Genomic DNA, 19,977 nt, shown 5'->3' on the forward strand with positions numbered 1-19,977 from the left:
CTCGCCGGTTCGTCACCGGCACGGGACACCCGCCCGGCGGAGTGCTGCACGCACGCGGTCGGGCTGCATGAGGTCGGCCCACGACAACCGGATGACGAACCGGACCTCGGGGAACGACCGGACGAAGTCCTCGCGACGCTTCTCCTGCCAGTGCGCCTCGGCGGTGCTCCGCCCCTCGAGCATCGTCGGGTCCTCGTACTTCGCGCGACCGTCGACCTCGACCACGACGCCCTGATCCGGGAACCAGAAGTCCACGACGGCCGTCCCACCTCCGGTCCGTCGGAACTCGTGCTGCTGCACCGGCTCCGGCGCCCCGACCTGCCGGAAGCGGACCCGGCACACCGACTCCGCCGGCGACCCCGACAGCGCCGACCCCATCTCGATCGCCACCCCTGCCTTCTCGGATCCCTTACGCTCGTGGTCCGAGAGTTCGGCACGGAGCATCTCCGGCAGGACCCGTCGCCCGCGCAGCGCCTGATCGATCATCGGTACGGCCTGGTCCAACGGTGCGGTGGCCGAGAGATCGACAAGCGTCCGGACCAATGACGTCACCGGCGCCCCGTCGATCTCGATCGGCACGGTTGGCGGCGTCCCTGCCCACCGTCCGCCGGAGTCGTCGACCGCATGCCCCGGCCTGACCCGGGCAAGCGCCGTCGTGTCCGGCCGGGTCAGCCGAGGGTCGACGACCTCGACTCGGTCGGGAGCCGCTGCGATGAAGGGCAACCCGTGCACGGTTGCCGCGGAGGAGTGCGAGAACGCCCGGGGCAGCCGGACCGACGGGACCGTCGCCCGGACGAGCAGGAGCAGACGGTCCTCGCTCCGCAGCCCCTGTACGAGCGCCGGATCGACCAGCACGCCGGGCCGGATCGAGGCGAGTGAGCCGCGGTGCACGTGACGCTGGAGCGCACGCCGTTCCGCGCTCGGATGGTCGCCGGTGCGGATGAGGGGGATGTCGAGGACTCGGTCGTTCATTCCTCAACGATCGGTGGTGCGAGCCGACCACGTCGGTCCGGAGCGACGATCTGTGGGAAACGAGCCGGGCCTCCAGTCTGTGGAGGGATGAGGCGGACGCACGGCGCGACAACATCGATGTCGCACGACGTCGAAGTTGTCGTCGGGCCGCGCATGCAACTGTTGCGCACGCGCGGGTGCGACGAACTCGATGTCGTACGACATCGAGGATGTCGTTCGGGGTCGACCGGTGACAGGGTCCTGCGGGGATCGGTGCCCCGGGCCGAGGGCGTACGCGTGTTCGAAGCTGGACCGACCCCCGTGCAAGGTACGACAACATCGATGTCGCACGACGTCGATATTGTCGTCGGGCCGCGCATGCAACTGTTGCGCACGCGCGGGTGCGACGAACTCGATGTCGTACGACATCGAGGATGTCGTTCCGAGTCGACCAGGCAGCTGATACGGGTGCGGCCGGCCGGCCGGCACCCCCGCAGCACCTACGCCCTCGCGAGCTCCGCCCGCAGCGGCAGGTCCTGGTCCTCCAGGATGAGCTGCGCGCCCACGGCGGTCCGGGCGTTCACGACGATGGGCGCGAGCAGGTTGACGGTCGTGCCCGACGCGCCGGGGTTCGCCACCACGAGCAGCACGGCGTCGGCGGGGTCGGTCAGCTCGAGCCCCGCGGCCTGCTCGTCGGTGAGCTCGGGCGAGTACGACGGCAGGTGCACCGCGGCGTCGAGCACGAACAAGCGCGAGGAACCCCCGACGAGGGTGAACAGGCCCTCGGCGCCGTCCACCGGGGTCAGCGTGAAGACCGGTGCGGGGGACAGGCCGAACGGCGGGACGGCGAAGGTCAGGGAGATGCTCATCGGAGGTAGTCCATCAGGGTCGGCTGCAGGACCTTCGCGGTGATGGCGAGGGCTGCCTGGTAGTTGGTCTGCTGCACCTGCAGGTCGAGGACGGCCTTGGCGAGGTCGACGTCCTCGATGCCGGCGCGGCTGTTCTCGAGCGAGACGGCCGCGGTCTTCAGCGAGTCCTGGGCGGCGAGGGCGGTCGCGTGCCGGACACCGACGTCGGCCTGGGCGCCGCGGACGGCCCCGAGCGCGCCGTCGACGTCGTTGATCCGCGCGTTCACGTTCACCCCGTTCTGCAGGTCGCTGACGATGGAGTCGAGCACCCCGAACACGGACGACGCGCCGGTGCCGAAGACGTCGGCCCCGGCGGTGTCGACGCGCACGGTGGTGCCGTCGCCGATCCGGCGGGAGACGTCCGTGCCGGAGGCCGCCCAGCCGGTCGCCGGGTTGTACGCGGCGGCGGCGGTCGAGGCGCCGGCGAACACCGAGCGGGTGCCGTAGGTCGTGTTGGCCCGCGCCTCGAGGTCGGACTTCAGCGACTGGAACTGCGTGATGAAGGCGTCGCGGTCGGTGTCGCTCATGGTGCCGGAGTTCGCCGCCTGCACGGTCAGGTCCCGCACGCTGTTCAGCACCGAGTAGACGCTGGACAGGGCGCTGTCGGTGGTCGCGAGCCAGGCCACGGCGTCGTTCGCGTTGCGCGTGTACTGCGCGGCGGCGGCCTGCTCCTTGCGGACCTGCATCGACGACGCGGTGCCGACCGGGTCGTCGGACGGCTTCTGGATCGCCTGCAGCGTGGTGGCCTGCTCGGTCAGCTGCGCCACGCGCGCCGCACCGGTCTGCAGCCGTGCCGAGGCCGCGGCCATCGACATCTGGGTGGTCACCCGGGTGATCACGATCAGCCCCTCCCGACGAGTCCGACGCGGTTGATGATGGTGTCGAGCATCTCGTCGACGGCGGTCAGGACGCGTGCCGCGCCCTGGTACGCGTGCTGGTAGCTCAGCAGGTTCACGTTCTCCTCGTCGAGGTCGACGCCGGCGCTCGACTGCTGCTGGGTTCGCGCGTTGGTCAGGGCGAGTCCGGTGAGCGTCGACTCCGTCGCGGCCGACCGGGAGGCGGTGCCCACCCCGCCACGAACGTCGCCCAGGTCGTGTCGGCGGCTCCAGAGCCCGTGCCGAGTCGCGAGAGCGCGTCGGCGAACGAGTCGTCGAGCTGCCCCGCCGCGTTCCGCGTCGCCAGGCCGTTGCCGTCCGTCGGGACGACCGACAGGCCCTGCGCGGCGGGGACGCCCGCCGCGAGGGCGAAGAACGCGGTGCCGGTGGTGCCGGCCGGGGTCGTGCCGGTGGCATGGACGGCGTTGACGGTCGCTGCGAGCTGGGTCGCGACGGCGTCGTAGGACGCGGCGGCCTGGGCGAGCGCGCCGCCCGTGCCGTTCCCGTTCGCCGGCGCGAGGACGGCGAGGGCGCCACCGATCGACCCGCCGCTCAGGGACACCGCGCCGGCGCTGCCGGAGGTCCAGGTCAGGGTGACCGCGGCGCCGTCGGCGAGGCGTTCGCCACCGCCGAGGGCGACGGCGCGGGCGTCGGTGCCCTGCACGAGCGGGTTGCCGCCGAGCAGCACGTCGACCGTTCCGTCCGCGTTGGTGCGGGTCGTCCCGCCGGCGAGCGTCGCGATCTGCTCGGTGAGCTGGTCGCGTTGGTCGAGGAGTTCGTTGGCGTTGCCGCCGGAGGCCAGTGCGGTGCGGATCCGCCCGTTCAGGTCGGCCACCTGCTTCGCTGCGTCGTTCAGCTGGGTGACCTGGCCGGCCGCGGTGCCCCGGACCGAGGACCACTGCGCGTCGACGGCCTTCGACCCGGCGGCCAGGGCCGCGGCGACGGTGCCCGCTGCGCCGAGGACGGCGCTGGCGGCACCCGGGTCGTCGGGGTGACTGGCGAGTTCGCTCCACGACGACCAGAAGGCATCGAGCTTGGCGCTCAGGCCGTCCTTGCCGGGCTCGTGCAGGCCGGTCTCGAGGGCGGACAGCGCCGTCGCACGGGCGTCGGCGTAGGCGGAGGACCCCGCGGCGACCCGGACGCCGACGTCGAGCGTCAGCGATGCCAGGCGGGCGATGCCGTCGACGGAGACGCCCTGACCGGCGAGGGCGGCGGTGCCGCGCATGAACCCGGTCTGGGTCGCGGGGACGGAGTTCTGCGTGACGCGCTGCCGCGTGTACCCGGCGGTGCCGGCGTTCGCGATGTTCTGGCCGGTGACGTCGATGCCGGCGCGGGCAGCGGCGAGGCCGGAGTACGCGGTGGCGAGGGAGCCGAAGGTGCTGACCACGGGGCTACAGGGTCCCCTCGAACAGGCGGGCGCCGTCGGAGCCGGAACCGGAGGTGCCCGAGGCGTCGTAGGTCGCGGCGGTCGTCACGGTGCCGGCGAGGGTCTCCTCGGTGGCCTGGGCGGCGGTGCGCAGGAAGCGGTCGTTCTCGTCGCGCAGGGCACCGATCTGGGTGGTGAGCTCGACCATCGCGGTCAGGTGCGCGGCGAGGATCTCACCCCACGGGCCGTTCGGCGCGGCGGCGACGACGTCGCGCAGCGGTGCATCGGCGGGGACGCCCCACTCCTCGGCCACCTCGGCGCTCGACGCGGCGCGCTCGAGTCCGGTGCTGCGGAGTCGTTCGAGGACCTGCTCGACCTCGCGGCTGGCGTGCGACACCCACCGGGAACGGCCCGCGGTGAGCAGGAGCTGCTCCTCCTCGAGCTTGAAGGTGAGCAGCTCGAGCAGTTCGCGTTCGCGCCAGAGCACGGCGGACAGGTCGTTCACGCTCATCAGCTCCTCCCGTGTGGGTCGTCGTCGGGTCTTCGGGTCTTCGGGTCTTCGGGTCCACCATCCGGCGGACACCGGGACCTATCGACCCGACGGCGGTGGTCGTAAGCGGCGGGGGACGTGACCTGCGAGGCGGACGTCCCCCGGGCCTCCCGGAACGAACGAAACGCACCCCGTCCGGGGGCGGGAACGGGCGTTCTACCGGCTGGGTCCCCCCAAATGCCGACCGGGAAACACCGCGAATGCCCCCGCACTGGGGACGGGTGAACCCCTGTTCAGGACATTGCCAGCCGATACATTCAGAACGCACCACGAGGGCGACCTCGAACCGCCTCACAGGGGCGCGGGGTGCACCGCTCGGAGGGAACCGGGCGGGTCTTCGGCGTACGCACCGGCCATCCGAGGCCGGCGTCCGTCGTGCCCAGGGACGGGTGAGTCGAGACAGTCACGTCAGGTCGATCAGGGGATCAGCATGGACCGCACCGCACGCAACGCGATGATCGTGGAGCACCTCCCGCTCGTGGGCTACATCGTCGCGGACGTCCGCTCCCGTGCCACGCACCTGGACCGCGACGACCTCGCCGCCGTCGGCTCCCTCGCCCTCGTGGCCGCTGCCGACGCGTTCGACCCCACCCTCGGCGTCCCGTTCGGCGCCTACGCCCGGACCCGGATCGCCGGAGCCCTCGCCGACGACATGCGTTCGGCCGACTGGGCGTCCCGTGGCACCCGGAAGCGGATCCGCGAGACCCTCGCCACGCAGGAGGCCCTGTCCGCCCGACTCGGCCGGAGCGTCGGCGTGCAGGAGATCGCGGACGCGATGGGCGTCGACCGGCAGACCGCCTCGGACGCCATGAGCGACGCGGCCCGCATCGTCGCGCCCCTCGACGAGACCGTGCACGACCTCGTCGCCGCGGACCTGCCGTTGCCCGGCGACGACCTGCTCGAGACCGAGAAGCGCCGCTACCTGCGCGCAGCCGTCGAGGCGCTGCCCGAGCGGATGCGCTTCGTCGTCGAGGCCGTCTACTTCGGCGACCGCTCGGTGACCGACGTCGCCGCGGAGCTCGGCATCACGCACTCCGCCGTCTCGCAGCAGCGCTCCGAGGCGATGCGCCTGCTCCGCGACGGACTGGCCGCCCACTACGGGGACGGCGGTGCCGCCGCCGAACCCGCCTCGCGCACCACCGCGGCTCGCCGGAGCGCCTACCTCGCACGCGTCGCGTCGAACGCGGCCGCCGGCGTCGCACGTGCCGTCCACGACGCGACCGCGCCGGTCGCCGTGGCGGCCAGCTGAACCGTCGACGGGTATTTCCGTCGATTCCCTAACGACTCCCGGCACCCGGTCGAGAGTCATCCACGTCAGCCCACGGACGGGCTGTAGTACGACCCAGCATTCACGGAGGAAACCACCATGGGTATGTCCATCAACACCAACCTCTCGGCACTCAACACGTACCGGAACCTCAACTCGACGCAGAACGACCTGTCGAAGTCCCTCGAGAAGCTCTCGTCGGGTCTCCGCATCAACCGTGCTGCCGACGACGCGGCCGGTCTGTCGATCTCCGAGGGGCTGAAGTCCCAGGTCGGTGGCCTCACGGTCGCCGCCCGCAACGCGCAGGACGGCATCTCCGTCGTGCAGACCGCTGAAGGTGGCCTCACCGAGACCCACTCGATCCTCCAGCGCATGCGCGACCTGGCCGTCCAGGCCGGTAACGACTCGAACAACGAGGACTCGCGCAAGGCGATCACCACCGAGGTCGGCGAGCTCACCAAGGAGCTCACCCGCATCTCGCAGTCGACCAACTTCAACGGCATCAACCTGCTCGACGGCTCCGCCGGCACCGCAGGCGTCCTGAAGTTCCAGGTCGGCGCCAACGGCGACGCGGCGAGCCAGATCGACGTCGACCTGTCGAAGTCCAACGTGGAGTCCGTGTCGACCGCTGTCGGCGCGCTCACCTTCGACAGCGCGACGAACGCTCAGGCCGCCATCACCGCGATCGACGAGCAGATCAAGTACGTGTCCTCGGCACGTTCGAGCATCGGTGCTGTCCAGAACCGCTTCGACCACGCCATCAACGTGACGAACGTGGCCAAGGAGAACCTCACCGCTGCCGGTTCGCGCATCACCGACGTCGACATGGCCGAGGAGATGGTCAAGTACACGCGCGACAACATCCTCAGCCAGGCCGGCACGTCGATGCTCGCGCAGGCGAACCAGAGCACGCAGGGCGTGCTCTCGCTCCTGCGCTAGCACCCACGACGCCGCCTTCCGGGATCGTTCAGGCTTCCCGGGAGGCGGCGTCGCCCTCCTGACCATCCCCACGACGCCAGGGAGTGTCGACGATGTCATCGTCCGTGTCCTCGAGCACCAGCCTCGCGATCGACGGGCTCGTCAGCGGGCTCAAGACGACCGACCTCATCAACTCGTTGATGAGCGTCGAGGGCGTGCCGCAGACCCTGCTCAAGAACAAGCTCACGAGCACCAACTCGTTCATCTCGTCACTGCAGACGATCAACGGCTTGGTGCAGGCCCTCGCAACGAAGGCGAAGGACGCCGCCAAGGCGACCTCGCTCGACCTGTTCACGGCCACGAGCTCGTCGTCGGGCGTCACCGCCGTCACCGGCACGAACGCGAGCGCCGGATCACTGACGTTCAGCGTCGGCTCGACCGCGTCCGCCCAGGTCGGGGTCACCGCCGCGATGTCCACGTGGTCGGCCGCTGCCGAACCGATCACCCTGGTGGGTGCCGACGGCACGAAGACCACCGTCACGCCCTCGTCCGGCTCCCTCGACGACACGGTCTCGGCGATCAACAAGTCCGGGGCCGGCGTCACCGCCACGAAGGTCGCCGCGGGTGCGGCCGCCGACGGCACCAAGCTCTACCGGGTGCAGCTGACGTCTGCCAAGACCGGGGCCGCGGGTGGTTTCGAGGTGTACCGGGGGACCGCCGACCAGGTGACCGCGGGCACCGCGACGAACGTGCTGGCCGAGGTCGGCGCCGCGGTCGTCGCCCAGGCGAAGGACGCCAGCGTCACACTGTGGGCCGGCACCGCCGCCGAGCAGACGATCACGAGTGCGACGAACACGTTCACCGACCTGGTCCCCGGGCTCAGCGTCACCGTGTCGAGGGCCTCGACGGACCCGGTCACGGTCGGTGTCGCGCAGGACACCACGAAGGCCCAGTCCGTGGCGTCCGGACTCGTCGACGCGATGAACGCGGTCTCGGCCTACTACAAGACGAACACCGCGGTGACGAGCAGCACGAGTGCCACCAGTGGGTCGACGACCACGACCGCCGGGGTCCTGATGGGCGACGGCACCACGCGCGACGCCGTACAGCGCCTGGGCAGCACCATGTCGGCGCCCGTCGGCGGGAAGTCGCCGTCGTCGATCGGCATCTCGATCACCAAGGACGGCAGCTTCACCTTCGACGCGGACGTCTTCCAGAAGGCCCTCGCCACCGACCCCGAGGGAACGCAGGCGATGCTGTCCGGCGTCGCCGCGAACGTCGGTGCCGCCGCCACCGCGGCGTCCGACAAGTACGACGGGTCCATCACCACGACGATCACCGGCCAGCAGGCGGTCGCCAAGGACCTCAACACCCAGATCGACAGCTGGACCGACCGACTCACGATGCGCCGCGCATCGCTCCAGACGCTGTACTCGTCGCTCGAGACCAGCCTCAGCAAGCTCCAGTCCCAATCGAGCTGGCTCGCCAGCCAGCTCGCGGCGACGACGAGCTGACGGGATCACCATGACCTTCGACTTCCAGGCCGCCGCCTTCCGCCAGGCCGCGCAGCCCCGCACCGTGACCGACCAGCGTCGCGCCCAGTACACGAACGAGGCCGTCCTGTCGGCCACCCCGGCGCAGCTCGTCACGATGCTCTACGACCGGCTGCTGCTCGACCTGCACCGCGCCGAGGCCGCACAGACCAGCGCCGACTGGGACGCCGCGCGCGAACAGCTGCTGCACGCGCAGGCGATCGTCGGCGAGCTGTCGTCCACGCTGCGGATCGACGTCTGGGACGGTGGTGAGGGCCTGCTCGCCGTCTACAACTACGCGTCGACGTCCCTCATCACCGCGAACGTGCACCGTGACGTGCAGGCCACGCGGGACTGCATCCGGATCCTCGAACCCCTGCGGCAGTCGTGGCACGACGCCGCCGCGTCGCTGCCGGCGACGCCGGCACGTCAGCAGGCGACGGGCGGAGCCCTCGGTGTCGCTTGAACCGGCACCGTCGCGTGAACCGGCACCGTCGCGTGAACCGGCACCGTCGCGTGAAACGACACCGTCGCCTGAGCAGGAGGTGTCGCCCGAGCAGGTCGACCACCGCCTCGCCTGGGAGGCCCTGCTCGACTCCCTGGAGCACGACGCCGCCCGACAGGCGGCCGACCCCACTGCCGTGGTGGGGTGGTCGGAGCCGGCCGGGCTGGGTCCGGTGCCGCGCGCGTTGGTGGGGCGTGCCTCCCGGCTGCTCGCTGCGCAGCGCGACCGCATCGCGGAACTGGAGTCGGACCGGCGGGCGACGCTCGAGCACCTCGGTGCGCTGCGCGCCGTCGACGCGACCCGCGAGCCCCGCGGCGCGGTGTACCTCGACGCGTCCGCCTGACCCGCGCGCGCTCTCGACCCGGAACGACATGCTCGACGTCGTACGACAACGAGGATGTCGATGCCCCGCGAGCGCAACACCGGGCGGGCGCAAGGTGCGACGAGGTGGTCGTCGTACGACAACGAGGATGTCGATGCCCCGCGAGCGCAACGGCTCCCACTGTGAACGGCCAGCGTCGGCAACGTGCGACGAGGTGGTCGTCGTGCGACGACGAGGATGTCGTCGGACCGCGGGCGCAACTATCTGCGCGCGCAACGTGCGACATCGTCGACGTCGTACGACATCGATGGTGTCGCTCGCCCGCGCGTGCAACACCGGGCGCGCGCAAGGTGCGACGAGGTGGTCGTCGTACGACAACGAGGAAGTCGTTCTGCATCGGACGAACGCGCCCCAGCCACCCCCGTTCGGGGCGAGGGCTAACGCGGCCGGGGACGGGCACCGATAGCGCCACACGAGCACGGATCGCTCACCAGTTCGGCCACGGATCGGCCACCACCGCACGGCGACGTCCCATCGACGACGCCTGACGAGGGGACCACCGTGTTCGATTCCGTGACGAGCGTCGCGCTGCAGAGCGCACTCGACGGCCTGTCGATGCGCCAGAAGGTGATCGCGAACAACATCGCGAACATCAACACGCCCGGCTACCACGCCGAGAAGGTCCAGTTCGAGGACGCCCTGGCGAAGTCGATCACCGACGGCAGCGGGGACACCGCGCCGACGGTCGCCCGCAGCCTCGAGCCGACGAACACGAACGGCAACAACGTCAACCTCGACGAGGAGACGCTCTCTAACGTCGACACCGTGCTCCGGTACCAGTTCGCCACGCAGGCGATGAACTCCGAGCTCACCAGCGTCCGTGCGGCGATGCGGACGAACTCGTGACGACCTTCGACGCGATCGGCATCGCGAGCACCGGCATGACCGTGCACCGGAAGTGGCTCGACGCCGTCGCCGACAACATGGCGAACGCGAACACCGTGAAGTCGATGGACGACACCGCGTTCCAGGCCCGCTACGTCGAGGTGCAGGAGGGCAACGGCGTGTCCGGCGCCTACGTCAAGGGTGCCGCGTTCGGCAGCGCCGCCGGCCGCGTGACCTACGACCCGGACAACCCGCTCGCGAACGACGAGGGCTACGTCCGCATGCCGGACATCGACCTCGGCACGCAGATGGCGGACCTCATCATGGCCCAGCGCGGCTACCAGGCGAACGCCGCCGTGGTCGACCGTGCCAAGACCGCCTACGAGGCGGCACTGCAGATCGGGAAGAACTGATGCCCATCGACGCCGTCAACGGTGTGACCACCAACGCGATGACGAACGCACTGACCAGTGTGTCCGGCACCTCCAGCGACGTCGCCGGCACCGCCGGCGCCACCAGCACCGACGGCAGCGGGTTCGCCGCCAGCCTCGGGAACGCCGTCGACGGGTTGCAGGCGCTGCAGAGCGACTCGAAGACCCTCGCGCTCAAGGCCGTCACCGGCAACCTCGACGACATCCACGACGCGACCATCGCCGCCACCCGCGCGCAGGTCACGCTCGAGCTCGTCTCCGCCGTCCGCAACAAGGGCGTCGACGCGTTCAACGAGATCATGAGGATGCAGGCCTGATGCCCGTCGCCGTCAAGAACGTCTTCGCGCGCCTGTCCGCGTACGTGAAGGGCTTCTCCGCCGCCCAGCGCACCATCGCGATCCTGGTGATCGCCGCGCTCGTGCTCGGTGGGATCGCCCTGGCGTCGTGGCTCGGCAAGGCGTCCTACGCGCCGCTCTTCACCGGGCTGGCCGCCGCCGACGCGAGCTCCATCACCGACCAGCTGCAGACCGACGGTGTGCCGTACCAGCTCACCGACGGCGGCGCGACGATCCTGGTGCCGCAGGCGCAGGTGTACTCGGAGCGTCTCAAGGCCGCGTCGAACGGGCTGCCGTCGTCGAACGAGGGCGGCTACTCGCTGCTCGACCAGATGGGCGTGACGAGCTCGGAGTTCCAGCAGGACGTCACCTACAAGCGGGCGATGGAGGGCGAGCTCGCCAAGACCATCGGCGCGATGGACGGCGTGCAGACGGCGACCGTGCAGCTCGCGATCCCGGAGAAGTCCGTGTTCGTGTCCGAGGAGAAGGACCCGACGGCGTCGGTGTTCATCGCCACCGACAACGGCACGCAGCTGAGCACCGACCAGGTGCAGGCGATCGTGCACCTGACCAGCGCCTCGGTCGAGGGCATGCAGACCACCGACGTCTCGGTCGTCGACGCCAAGGGGCAGACGCTGTCCGCCGTCGGGACCGGTGCGACCGGCAGCGGCGCCGACCAGGCCGCCGACTACGACGCCGCGACGAGCAAGAAGATCCAGGACCTGCTCGACACCACCCTCGGGGCCGGCAACGCGACGGTCGTGGTCTCCGGCACGATGAACCAGGAGTCCGGCACCCGCACGTCGGAGAGCTACACGTCACCGACCTCCGGTCCGGTCGCGCTCAACGAGTCGAGCACCACCGAGCAGTACGGCTCGGGTGCCGCGGGCGCGTCGAGCGGCGCGACCGGGGTCCTCGGCCCGGACAACATCGCGGTGCCGAACGGCACCGCCACGAGCGGCACCGGTGACGGCGGCTACACCAACGAGTCGGCGACGAAGAACAACGCCGTCGACCACACCACCGAGACCACGCAGATCCCCTCGGGGTCCCTCGACCGGCAGACCATCTCGGTCGCGCTGAACTCGAAGGCCGACGCCGTGCAGAACGCGAACCTGCAGAGCATCAACGACCTGGTGTCGGCCGCCGCCGGCGTCGACCAGAACCGTGGCGACCAGGTCAAGGTCGCGATGATGGACTTCGACACCAGTGGTGCCGACCAGGCTGCGAAGGCCCTCGAGGCGCAGCAGAAGGCCGACCAGCAGGAAGCCCTGTGGTCGTCGATCCGCACCGCCGGCATCGTCATCGGCATCCTGCTCGCGCTCATCGCGGTCGTGTTCGTCATCGCCCGCCGCAGCCGGAAGCAGGAGCGCGAGGCCGTCGACCTCGGGGAACTCGACGCCTTCGCCGGTGAGACCTTCCAGCTGCCGCTCGCGATGGACGGCGCCGCCGACCAGGCGACCCTCGGCGCCGGCGACGCCCCCACCGCCGTGCTGTCGACGATGCCCGCCGGTGACCCGCCGACCGAGGTGCTGACGACCGACGAGATCACGGCCGAGCGCCGCCGACAGGACATCTCCGCGCTGGCCGAACGCGACCCGAAGCGCACGGCCGAGCTCCTGCGCGGGCTCCTCGACGACCGGGCACCGGTGTGAGCGCCTTGATGCCGAGCGGCAGCAACGGCAACGGCAACGGCCCGGGCACCGGCAAGGGCTCGAACGACCGTGCGCTGACCGGCGCCCAGAAGGTCGCGCTCATCCTCATGCAGATGGACACCGACCGCGCGGCCGAGGTGATGAAGCAGTTCACCGAGATGGAGGCCGAGGAGATCTCGGCCGAGATCGTCCGCATGCGCCGCGTCGAGGACACCGTCGTCGACCAGACCATGTCGGAGTTCCACCGGATCACGATGAGCGGCCGGCTGCAGAAGCGCGGCGGCAAGGAGACCGCGCTCGGGCTGCTCGAGGCGTCCTTCGGCGCCGAGCGCGCCGCCGGCGTGATGGACCGGCTCGCCTCGAACCTCGCCGGCCAGTCCTTCGACTTCCTCGACGACGCCGAGCCCGGGCAGGTCATCACCCTGCTCGAGGGCGAGCTGCCGCAGACCATCGCCCTCGTCCTCGCACACCTCAAGCCCGGTCAGGCGAGCGCCGTCCTCGCCGGTGTCGACGAGCGCGTCCGCACCGACGTCGCGCAGGCGTTCGCCACGATGGGCAGCGCGACCCCGGAGGCCGTCGGGATCGTCGCCGGTGTCCTGCGGCAACGTGCCGGCGCCGTCGTGTCGCCGCGCGAGAGCGTCGAGGTCGTCGGCGGCATCGCGCCCCTGGTCGACATCATCAACCGCTCCGACGTCGCCACCGAGAAGGCCGTGCTCGAGGGGCTCGAGGCCCGCGACCCGGAGCTCGCCGAGGACATCCGCTCGCGCATGCTCACCTTCGAGGACATCGTCAAGCTCGAGTCCCGCGACATCCAGCAGGTGCTGCGCGGCATCGACTCGAAGCTCCTCGCGACCGCCATGAAGGGTGCCGCTGGACCCGTCGTCGAGACGATCCGCGCGAACGTGTCCGAGCGCAACCGCTCGCTGCTCGACGACGAACTGCAGGCCATGGGCCCGGTCCGTGTCTCGCAGGTCGAGGAGGCGCGCGCCGAGGTCGTCCGTTCCGTGCGCGAGCTCGAGGCGCAGGGCGTCATCACCGTGCACCGTGCCGAGGAGGACGAGCTCGTTGACTGACACCACGACCACCGGCACCGTGCAGCGCATCGCGTTCCCCGCGATCGGCACCGCCGCCGCGACCGACCGCGCGTCCGGTGCCGACGTCCGCGGCCACGCCGCCGGCTACACCGCGGGACTCCGCGCCGCACAGGCCGAGACGGACGCCCTGCGCGCCCGCCTGCAGGCCGAGCACGCCGCGCTGACCGCGTCGCTGCGCGCGGACACCGTCCGCCGCATCGCCGTCCTCGACGCCGCGACGAACGCGATGCTGTCCACGGTCGCGCCCGTCCTCAGCGACGCCGAGGCTTCGGTCGCCAGCGCGGCCACGGACCTGGCCGAGGCGATCGTCGGGTACGAGATCCGTGCCTCCCGTCCGGCGGTCGGGACCGATGACGGAGGGAGGCCCGGATCACGTCCGGCGCCGAGACCACCGTCCGGCGGGCGCTCGCGTCCATCGACCGCAGCGTCCCGGTGGCCGTCCGGCTCAGCCCGGCGGACGCCGCCCGCGTCGCCGACGTCGACCTGCCGGTCCCGGTGGTCGCGGACCCCGCGCTGCGGGACGGCGACGCCGTCGTCGACCTGCCGGACGGCATCCTCGACGCCCGGATCGCCACCGCACTCGACCGCGCCCGCACTGCACTGGGTGTCGAGCTGCAGGGGTGTCCGCGTGACCGCCACGCTGCTCCGGCCCCGCGGGCTCGACGACGCCCTGCGGCAGGCCGCACCCCAGCGGGTCGGCGTCGTCACGAGTGCCGTCGGCCTCGGCCTGACGATCGCCGGGCTCGATGCCCATGTCGGTGAGGTCGTCACGGTCGGACCGGAGAGCGGCGTGCAGACCGCCGTCGAGGTCGTCGCGACCGACGCCACCGGCGTGCGCTGCATGCCGCTCGGCCGCCTCACCGGTGTGACCGCCGGCACCCCCGCACGCCCCACCGGCCGGCCGGTGCTCGTGCCGACGGGTGCCGGGCTGTTCGGCCGTGTGCTCGACGGGCTCGGCCGGCCGATCGACGACCGCGGACCGCTCGTCGGTGCCGGTGGTGAGCCCGTCGACTGGGTGCCGCTCGACCACGCGACCCCGAACGCGATGGCACGCACCCGCATCGACACCCCGATGCAGCTCGGTGTGCGGGTGCTCGACACCCTCACCACCGTCGGCCGTGGCCAGCGCATGGGGCTCTTCGCGGGCTCCGGTGTCGGCAAGTCCTCGCTGCTGTCGATGATCGCTCGGGGGAGCGACGCCGCCGTCAACGTGATCGCACTCGTTGGGGAGCGTGGCCGCGAGGTGCGCGAGTTCCTCGAGGACGACCTGGGCCCCGAGGGCCTCGCCCGCTCGATCGTCGTCGTGTCGACCTCGGACGAGCCCGCCCTCATGCGTCTGCGCGCCGCGTTCGTGGCCACCCGCATCGCCGAGTCGTTCCGCGATGCCGGCCAGGACGTCGTGCTCATGATGGACTCGCTCACCCGCGTCGCGATGGCGCAGCGTGAGATCGGACTCTCGGTGGGGGAGCCGCCGGCCACCCGGGGCTACCCGCCGTCGACGTTCTCGGTGCTCGCCGGGCTGCTCGAGCGTGCCGGGACGGACCGCGTCGGCAGCATCACCGGCATGTACACCGTGCTGGTCGACGGCGACGACCACAACGAGCCGATCGCCGACGCCGCCCGCAGCATCCTGGACGGTCACGTCGTGCTCGACCGGAAGCTCGCGATCACCGGGCACTTCCCGTCGGTGGACGCCCTCGGCTCGGTGTCCCGTGTGGCCTCGAAGGTGACGGACCCCGCGCAGCGCGGTGCCGCGACGACCCTCCGCAAGGTGATGGCAGCACGTGCCGCCGCCCAGGACCTGCTCGACGTCGGCGCGTACCAGCGCGGCTCGAACCCGCTCGTCGACGCCGCCGTCGACCACCAGGGCGCCATCGACGCGTTCCTGCGACAGGGGATGGACGAGCGGGCGACCGCCGACGCGTCCTGGCAGCGACTCGGTGGTCTCGTGCAGCAGCTGGGGGTGTCGTGATGGCCCGCCGGTTCCCGCTCGCGGGGCTCCTGCGCCTGCGGCACACCGAACAGGACCGCGCCGCTGCCTCGCTCGCCACCGCGAACGAGCGCGTGCGCGACGCCGCCGACGCCCGGATCGCCGCGCGCCGCAGTCTCGCCGACGCCGAGGGCGCGCAGCCGATCGAGGACGCCGCCACCCTGAGCGCCGTCGCCGCTGCGCGTGCTGCGACCCGCGGGATGCTCGAGGAGCTCGACGCCGTGGTCCGGACCCGTCGTGCGGACGCCGACCGTGCGCAGGACGAGTACACCGCCGCACGACGTGCCGCGGTCGGCCTGGAGAAGCTCGAGGGCAAGCACGCCGCCGAGCAGGCCGCCGAGGAACTCCGCACCGAACAGAACGCCCTCGACGAGATCGCGGCACGACGCCGCACGGAAGGTGGTGCCCGATGAGCGTCGAAGCGGTGCTCTCCCGGATCTCCGAGATCCGTTCCCAGATCGACACCCTGCGCGGTGGCTCGGCCGCGGCGACGAGTACGTCGTCGTCCGCCGGGTCGACCAGCGCGTCGTCGAGCGCGTCGTCGAGCGCGTTCGCCGATGCCCTGGCCACAGCGACCGGGACCACCGGCACCGGGACCGCGACCGCTGCGGGCGGCGCTGCGGCGGCCGCGAGCAGTGCGCCCGCCACGTCCGTCGACGCCGGCGCGGGCACGCTCGCGACGGGCAGCGGCGCCACCGGCTCCGACGTCGTCGCGGACGCGAAGAAGTACCTCGGCGTGCCCTACGTGTTCGGCGGCACGACGACCGCTGGCATGGACTGCTCTGGCCTGGTGCAGACGGTGTTCAAGGACCTCGGCGTGACCATGCCGCGGGTCGTGCCGGACCAGGCGAAGATGGGCGTCGAGGTCGGCTCCCTGAAGGACGCGCAGCCCGGCGACCTGATCATCCCGAAGGGCGAGGGCCACGTCGTCATCTACGTCGGCGACGGCAAGGTGCTGCACGCGCCGCGCCCCGGCAAGGACGTCCGCATCGTCGACAACTGGTACTCGGACGCCGACATCGCCACCATCCGCCGCATCGTGCCGGCGCAGGCGTCCGCCACCACAGCGACGACCGCGACCACCGCCGCGAGCAGCGCCACCGACCTGCAGACCGCCGCGCTGCTGTCCATGATGCAGTCCGGGAGCGCCGCATGAGCCTGACCATCGCCACCCAGCCCGTGCCCGCTCCGGCGAGCAGCGTTGCGCCCGCCCGCGCCACGTCCGACGCCGGGACTGCCAAGGTGTTCGACGCCGCGTTGTCCGCGGCCGCCGCGACCGATCGTCGTACCGGTGAGCGCGCACCGGCGCGCCGGGACGACTCCCGAGCATCCGACGACACCGGTTCGACCACGTCGCCGAACGCTGCCACGACCCCCACGGGGACGGACGCGGCGGCTGCCGCTGACGGCGCCGCCGCCGCGGAGGCCCAGGCACCCACGCTCCCGCTCACGCTCGCCGGGACGGTGCCCGCCCCGGTCCCTCCGGTCGCGGTGACGACCCCTGCCGCGACGGTCACGCCGGCGACGTCGACCGCGCCCGCGCCGACGGCCCAGGACGTCACCGCGGCGCCGACGACGCCAGCGCCGGAGACGATCGCGCCGACGACGCCTGCTGCCGTCCCCGCCGCTGCCACCGGGGCTGCCACTGCCACGGGGGCCACGCTCCCGCTGCCGGCTTCCGCGGTGCCGTCGGCCAACACGACGGCGTCCGCCCCATCCGCGACTGCACTGGCACCGGGCACGACCGCCGCAGTCCCCGCCGACGGGCCCGCGCCGTCACCGGCGTCCGCCCTGAGGCCCGGCAACCCATCCGGTGAGACGACCGGCACCAGCAACGGCACCGTCACCGTCGGAGTCACGAGCACGAGCAGCGCGCCCGCTGCCACTGCCGCTGCGGCCGCCGCGACGCTCCAGCCGATCGCCGCGGCAACCCAGCCCACCCAGCCCACCGACGGCTCCGCGACCGCGACCCCGGCCGTCGTGACGGTGGCAGCGGCGACCGCCGCGCGGGGTGGACAGACCGGCCACGGGACGGACCAGCAGGGATCGACGGCGGGTGATCCGGGCCTCCCGGCAGTCACCACCACGCGCGGCGGCGAGACGCCCTTCGTCCTGCCCTCCACGCCGACCGCCGCGCCCGCCCCGGTCACGGCGGCCGCCGCTCCGTCGGCCACGCCCGCGCCCCTCGGGCAGCAGCTCGCGCGACCGGTGTTCTCGCTCGCGCAGGCCGGCCCCGGTGAACACGTCGTCACCGTGCAGGTCGTGCCGGACAGCCTCGGACCGGTCACGGTCCGCGCCCACGTCACCGCGCACGGCATGCACGTCGAGCTGTTCGCGGCGTCCGAAGCGGGACGCGACGCGGTCCGCCAGGTGCTGCCGGACCTGCGGCGCGACGCCGCCGGCACCGGGCTGAGCACCACGCTCGACCTGTCGTCGCAGAACCACCCGCGCGAGTCGGCGGGTCGTGACCAGCGACCGGCCGACGGCCGTCTGCGTGCCGACACCGGTCTGGAGGCACGGCGCACCTCCGCCGCGCAGCCAGCCTCCGCAGCCGCCACGTCCACCTCCACCATCCGCACCGCGGGACTCGACGTCCTCGCCTGACCGGCTCACGAACAGGAACGCAACCATGCCCATCGACGGCATCACCGGCAGCGTGGACCAGGCGGCACAGGCCGCGGCCCTCGCCGCGAACTCGACCGCGAAGAAGTCCCAGACGATGGACTCCGAGGTGTTCATGAAGCTGCTCGTCACGCAGCTGCAGAACCAGGACCCGTCGTCGCCGATGGACACCAACCAGATGATCAGCCAGCAGACGCAGCTCGCGATGATGGAGCAGATCACCAACCAGACCACGACGGGGAACGAGAACTTCTCGCTCCAGATGCGCATCGCCGCCGCGAACCTCGTCGGCAAGCAGGTCAGCTACACCGACGCTGCGACCGGTACCGCCGTCACCGGGACCGCCTCGGCCGTGTCCTACGCGAACAGCGTGCCCACGGTCACCGTGAACGGGAAGGAGGTCGCTCTCGACGTGATCTCCGGCATCACCACCACCGCTCCGGCTTCCTGACACCGCTCCTTCCCCTCCTTCCCCTCCTTCTTCCTGCTCTTCCTGCCTCTCCGAAAGGACGCACCATGCTCCGCTCGCTCTACTCCGGGATCTCCGGCCTCCGCTCGCACCAGCAGATGCTCGACGTCACCGGCAACAACATCGCCAACGTCAACACCGTCGGCTTCAAGGCCTCGTCGACGGTCTTCCAGGACACCCTGTCGCAGATGACCCAGGGTGCCGGCGGACCGCAGACCGGTGTCGGCGGCACCAACCCGGCGCAGATCGGCCTCGGCGTCCAGGTCGCCGGCGTCTCCACCAACTTCGCGCAGGGCTCGGCCCAGGCCACCGGCAAGGCCACCGACCTGATGATCTCCGGCGACGGCTTCTTCGTCACCCGCCTCGGCAACGACACCGTCTACACCCGCGCCGGTGCGTTCGACTTCGACGCGAACGGCCGCCTGGTCACCGCCGACGGCAAGATCGTGCAGGGCTACCCGGCCACCAACGGCGTCGTCAACGACAACGGCGGCCTCGCTGACATCACGCTCCCGCTCGACGCCGCGGCACCGGCCGTCCGCACCACCTCGGCCTCGGTCGCCGGCAACCTGCCGTCCGAGACCGCCGTCGGCGACACCATCACCCGCGAGGCCACCGTCTACGACGCCTCGGGCGCCAAGCACACGATGTCCCTCGCCTACACGCGCACCGGCACCGGCTGGGACGTCACCGCACGCAACGGGCAGGGGACCACCACGAACGGGTCGCTCACGTTCGGCACCGACGGCAAGCTGACGTCCGGCGGCGCCCTGACGGTCGGCGGCATCGCCGTCGACATGGGGGAGCTCACCGGCTTCGCCTCGCTCAACACCGCGTCGATCGGTTCGCAGAACGGCCGCGAGGCCGGCGCCCTGCAGGGCTACGCCATCTCGAAGGACGGCACCGTCACGGGCACGTTCTCGAACGGTGCGTCGCTCGCCCTCGGCCGCATCGCCCTCGCGACGTTCGCCAACCCGGCGGGCCTCGAGAAGACCGGCGCCTCGGGCTACCGTGCCACCGGCAACTCGGGCACCGCGACCGTCGGTGGTCCCGGCTCGGCCGGCGTCGGGTCGCTCGCAGCGGGCACCCTCGAGATGTCGAACGTCGACCTGTCGCAGGAGTTCACGAACCTGATCGTGGCGCAGCGCGGGTTCCAGGCGAACGCGCGCATCATCACGACCTCGGACGAGGTGCTGCAGGAGCTGACGAACCTGAAGCGGTAGGCGGGCGGCGCGCTTCGTGAGCAGAAATGGTCGGGTGCCTCCGGGCGACCCGACCATTTCTGCTCACGATCGCCGGTCG

22 protein-coding genes are annotated in these 19,977 nt (G+C 71.7%); 16 read left to right on the plus strand and 6 right to left on the minus strand.

The window, feature by feature from the left end; translation table 11 throughout:
* Positions 1-12: 12 nt before the first annotated feature.
* From ACZZ0J_RS02160 to ACZZ0J_RS02185, 6 genes are all read right to left on the minus strand, one after another.
* The gene (locus ACZZ0J_RS02160) at positions 13-972 is read right to left on the minus strand and encodes a hypothetical protein (RefSeq protein ID WP_463434537.1); all 960 of its coding nucleotides are present in this window, start codon (positions 970-972) and stop codon (positions 13-15) included.
* Between the two features lie 479 nt (positions 973-1,451).
* A complete protein-coding gene (gene fliW / locus ACZZ0J_RS02165; RefSeq protein WP_194647658.1) occupies positions 1,452-1,820 on the minus strand; it encodes a flagellar assembly protein FliW in 369 nt (122 codons plus the stop codon).
* Entirely contained in the window at positions 1,817-2,686 is an 870-nt protein-coding gene (locus tag ACZZ0J_RS02170; RefSeq protein WP_463434539.1) for a flagellin N-terminal helical domain-containing protein, read from the minus strand. Before ACZZ0J_RS02170 ends, fliW begins: the two co-directional genes overlap by 4 nt.
* Before the next feature lie 14 nt (positions 2,687-2,700).
* A complete protein-coding gene (locus ACZZ0J_RS02175; protein ID WP_333926067.1) occupies positions 2,701-2,928 on the minus strand; it encodes a flagellar basal body rod C-terminal domain-containing protein in 228 nt (75 codons plus the stop codon).
* On the minus strand, positions 2,871-4,121 hold the full coding sequence (flgK, locus tag ACZZ0J_RS02180) for a flagellar hook-associated protein FlgK (RefSeq protein ID WP_463434541.1): 1,251 nt from the start codon (positions 4,119-4,121) through the stop codon (positions 2,871-2,873). Before flgK ends, ACZZ0J_RS02175 begins: the two co-directional genes overlap by 58 nt.
* Positions 4,122-4,125: 4 nt before the next feature.
* Positions 4,126-4,611: a flagellar protein FlgN gene (locus ACZZ0J_RS02185; protein WP_111086397.1), complete on the minus strand. Its 486-nt coding sequence runs from the start codon at positions 4,609-4,611 to the stop codon at positions 4,126-4,128.
* 469 nt (positions 4,612-5,080) lie between these two features.
* On the opposite strand from ACZZ0J_RS02185, the gene ACZZ0J_RS02190 reads away from it, so the two are divergent.
* From ACZZ0J_RS02190 to ACZZ0J_RS02265, 16 genes are all read left to right on the plus strand, one after another.
* Positions 5,081-5,899 (plus strand): sigma-70 family RNA polymerase sigma factor, encoded by an 819-nt coding sequence (locus tag ACZZ0J_RS02190; RefSeq protein WP_123938152.1) that lies wholly within the window; start codon positions 5,081-5,083, stop codon positions 5,897-5,899.
* A gap of 117 nt (positions 5,900-6,016) precedes the next feature.
* Positions 6,017-6,856, plus strand: coding sequence for a flagellin N-terminal helical domain-containing protein (locus ACZZ0J_RS02195; RefSeq protein ID WP_181437623.1), 840 nt, complete (start codon positions 6,017-6,019; stop codon positions 6,854-6,856).
* A gap of 104 nt (positions 6,857-6,960) precedes the next feature.
* The gene (gene fliD / locus ACZZ0J_RS02200; protein ID WP_463434544.1) at positions 6,961-8,349 is read left to right on the plus strand and encodes a flagellar filament capping protein FliD; all 1,389 of its coding nucleotides are present in this window, start codon (positions 6,961-6,963) and stop codon (positions 8,347-8,349) included.
* 10 nt (positions 8,350-8,359) lie between these two features.
* Positions 8,360-8,833: a flagellar export chaperone FliS gene (locus ACZZ0J_RS02205; RefSeq protein WP_248703360.1), complete on the plus strand. Its 474-nt coding sequence runs from the start codon at positions 8,360-8,362 to the stop codon at positions 8,831-8,833.
* A gap of 79 nt (positions 8,834-8,912) precedes the next feature.
* Entirely contained in the window at positions 8,913-9,215 is a 303-nt protein-coding gene (locus tag ACZZ0J_RS02210; RefSeq protein ID WP_123292718.1) for a hypothetical protein, read from the plus strand.
* Positions 9,216-9,755: 540 nt separating this feature from the next.
* Positions 9,756-10,100, plus strand: coding sequence for a flagellar basal body rod protein FlgB (locus tag ACZZ0J_RS02215; protein ID WP_194647664.1), 345 nt, complete (start codon positions 9,756-9,758; stop codon positions 10,098-10,100).
* Positions 10,097-10,492: a flagellar basal body rod protein FlgC gene (locus tag ACZZ0J_RS02220; protein ID WP_235035933.1), complete on the plus strand. Its 396-nt coding sequence runs from the start codon at positions 10,097-10,099 to the stop codon at positions 10,490-10,492. The genes ACZZ0J_RS02215 and ACZZ0J_RS02220 overlap by 4 nt, the downstream gene beginning before the upstream one ends.
* Positions 10,492-10,827 carry a flagellar hook-basal body complex protein FliE gene (gene fliE, locus ACZZ0J_RS02225; RefSeq protein ID WP_123312739.1) on the plus strand — a complete coding sequence of 112 codons (336 nt, stop codon included), beginning with the start codon at positions 10,492-10,494 and terminating at the stop codon, positions 10,825-10,827. Before ACZZ0J_RS02220 ends, fliE begins: the two co-directional genes overlap by 1 nt.
* Positions 10,827-12,500 carry a flagellar basal-body MS-ring/collar protein FliF gene (gene fliF, locus ACZZ0J_RS02230; RefSeq protein WP_463434547.1) on the plus strand — a complete coding sequence of 558 codons (1,674 nt, stop codon included), beginning with the start codon at positions 10,827-10,829 and terminating at the stop codon, positions 12,498-12,500. Before fliE ends, fliF begins: the two co-directional genes overlap by 1 nt.
* Positions 12,497-13,573 carry a flagellar motor switch protein FliG gene (gene fliG, locus ACZZ0J_RS02235; RefSeq protein WP_463434549.1) on the plus strand — a complete coding sequence of 359 codons (1,077 nt, stop codon included), beginning with the start codon at positions 12,497-12,499 and terminating at the stop codon, positions 13,571-13,573. The genes fliF and fliG overlap by 4 nt, the downstream gene beginning before the upstream one ends.
* Positions 13,574-14,222: 649 nt before the next feature.
* Positions 14,223-15,566, plus strand: coding sequence for a FliI/YscN family ATPase (locus ACZZ0J_RS02240; protein ID WP_463438125.1), 1,344 nt, complete (start codon positions 14,223-14,225; stop codon positions 15,564-15,566).
* Positions 15,566-15,997 (plus strand): flagellar FliJ family protein, encoded by a 432-nt coding sequence (locus ACZZ0J_RS02245; RefSeq protein WP_111086344.1) that lies wholly within the window; start codon positions 15,566-15,568, stop codon positions 15,995-15,997. The genes ACZZ0J_RS02240 and ACZZ0J_RS02245 overlap by 1 nt, the downstream gene beginning before the upstream one ends.
* Positions 15,994-16,740, plus strand: coding sequence for a C40 family peptidase (locus tag ACZZ0J_RS02250; protein ID WP_463434551.1), 747 nt, complete (start codon positions 15,994-15,996; stop codon positions 16,738-16,740). Before ACZZ0J_RS02245 ends, ACZZ0J_RS02250 begins: the two co-directional genes overlap by 4 nt.
* Positions 16,737-18,188 carry a flagellar hook-length control protein FliK gene (locus ACZZ0J_RS02255; RefSeq protein ID WP_463434553.1) on the plus strand — a complete coding sequence of 484 codons (1,452 nt, stop codon included), beginning with the start codon at positions 16,737-16,739 and terminating at the stop codon, positions 18,186-18,188. The genes ACZZ0J_RS02250 and ACZZ0J_RS02255 overlap by 4 nt, the downstream gene beginning before the upstream one ends.
* Positions 18,189-18,213: 25 nt before the next feature.
* Positions 18,214-18,657 carry a flagellar hook assembly protein FlgD gene (locus ACZZ0J_RS02260; RefSeq protein WP_123292727.1) on the plus strand — a complete coding sequence of 148 codons (444 nt, stop codon included), beginning with the start codon at positions 18,214-18,216 and terminating at the stop codon, positions 18,655-18,657.
* A gap of 65 nt (positions 18,658-18,722) precedes the next feature.
* On the plus strand, positions 18,723-19,898 hold the full coding sequence (locus tag ACZZ0J_RS02265; protein WP_123338361.1) for a flagellar hook protein FlgE: 1,176 nt from the start codon (positions 18,723-18,725) through the stop codon (positions 19,896-19,898).
* Positions 19,899-19,977 lie beyond the last annotated feature (79 nt).

Source organism: Curtobacterium sp. AC272, assembly GCF_979258155.1.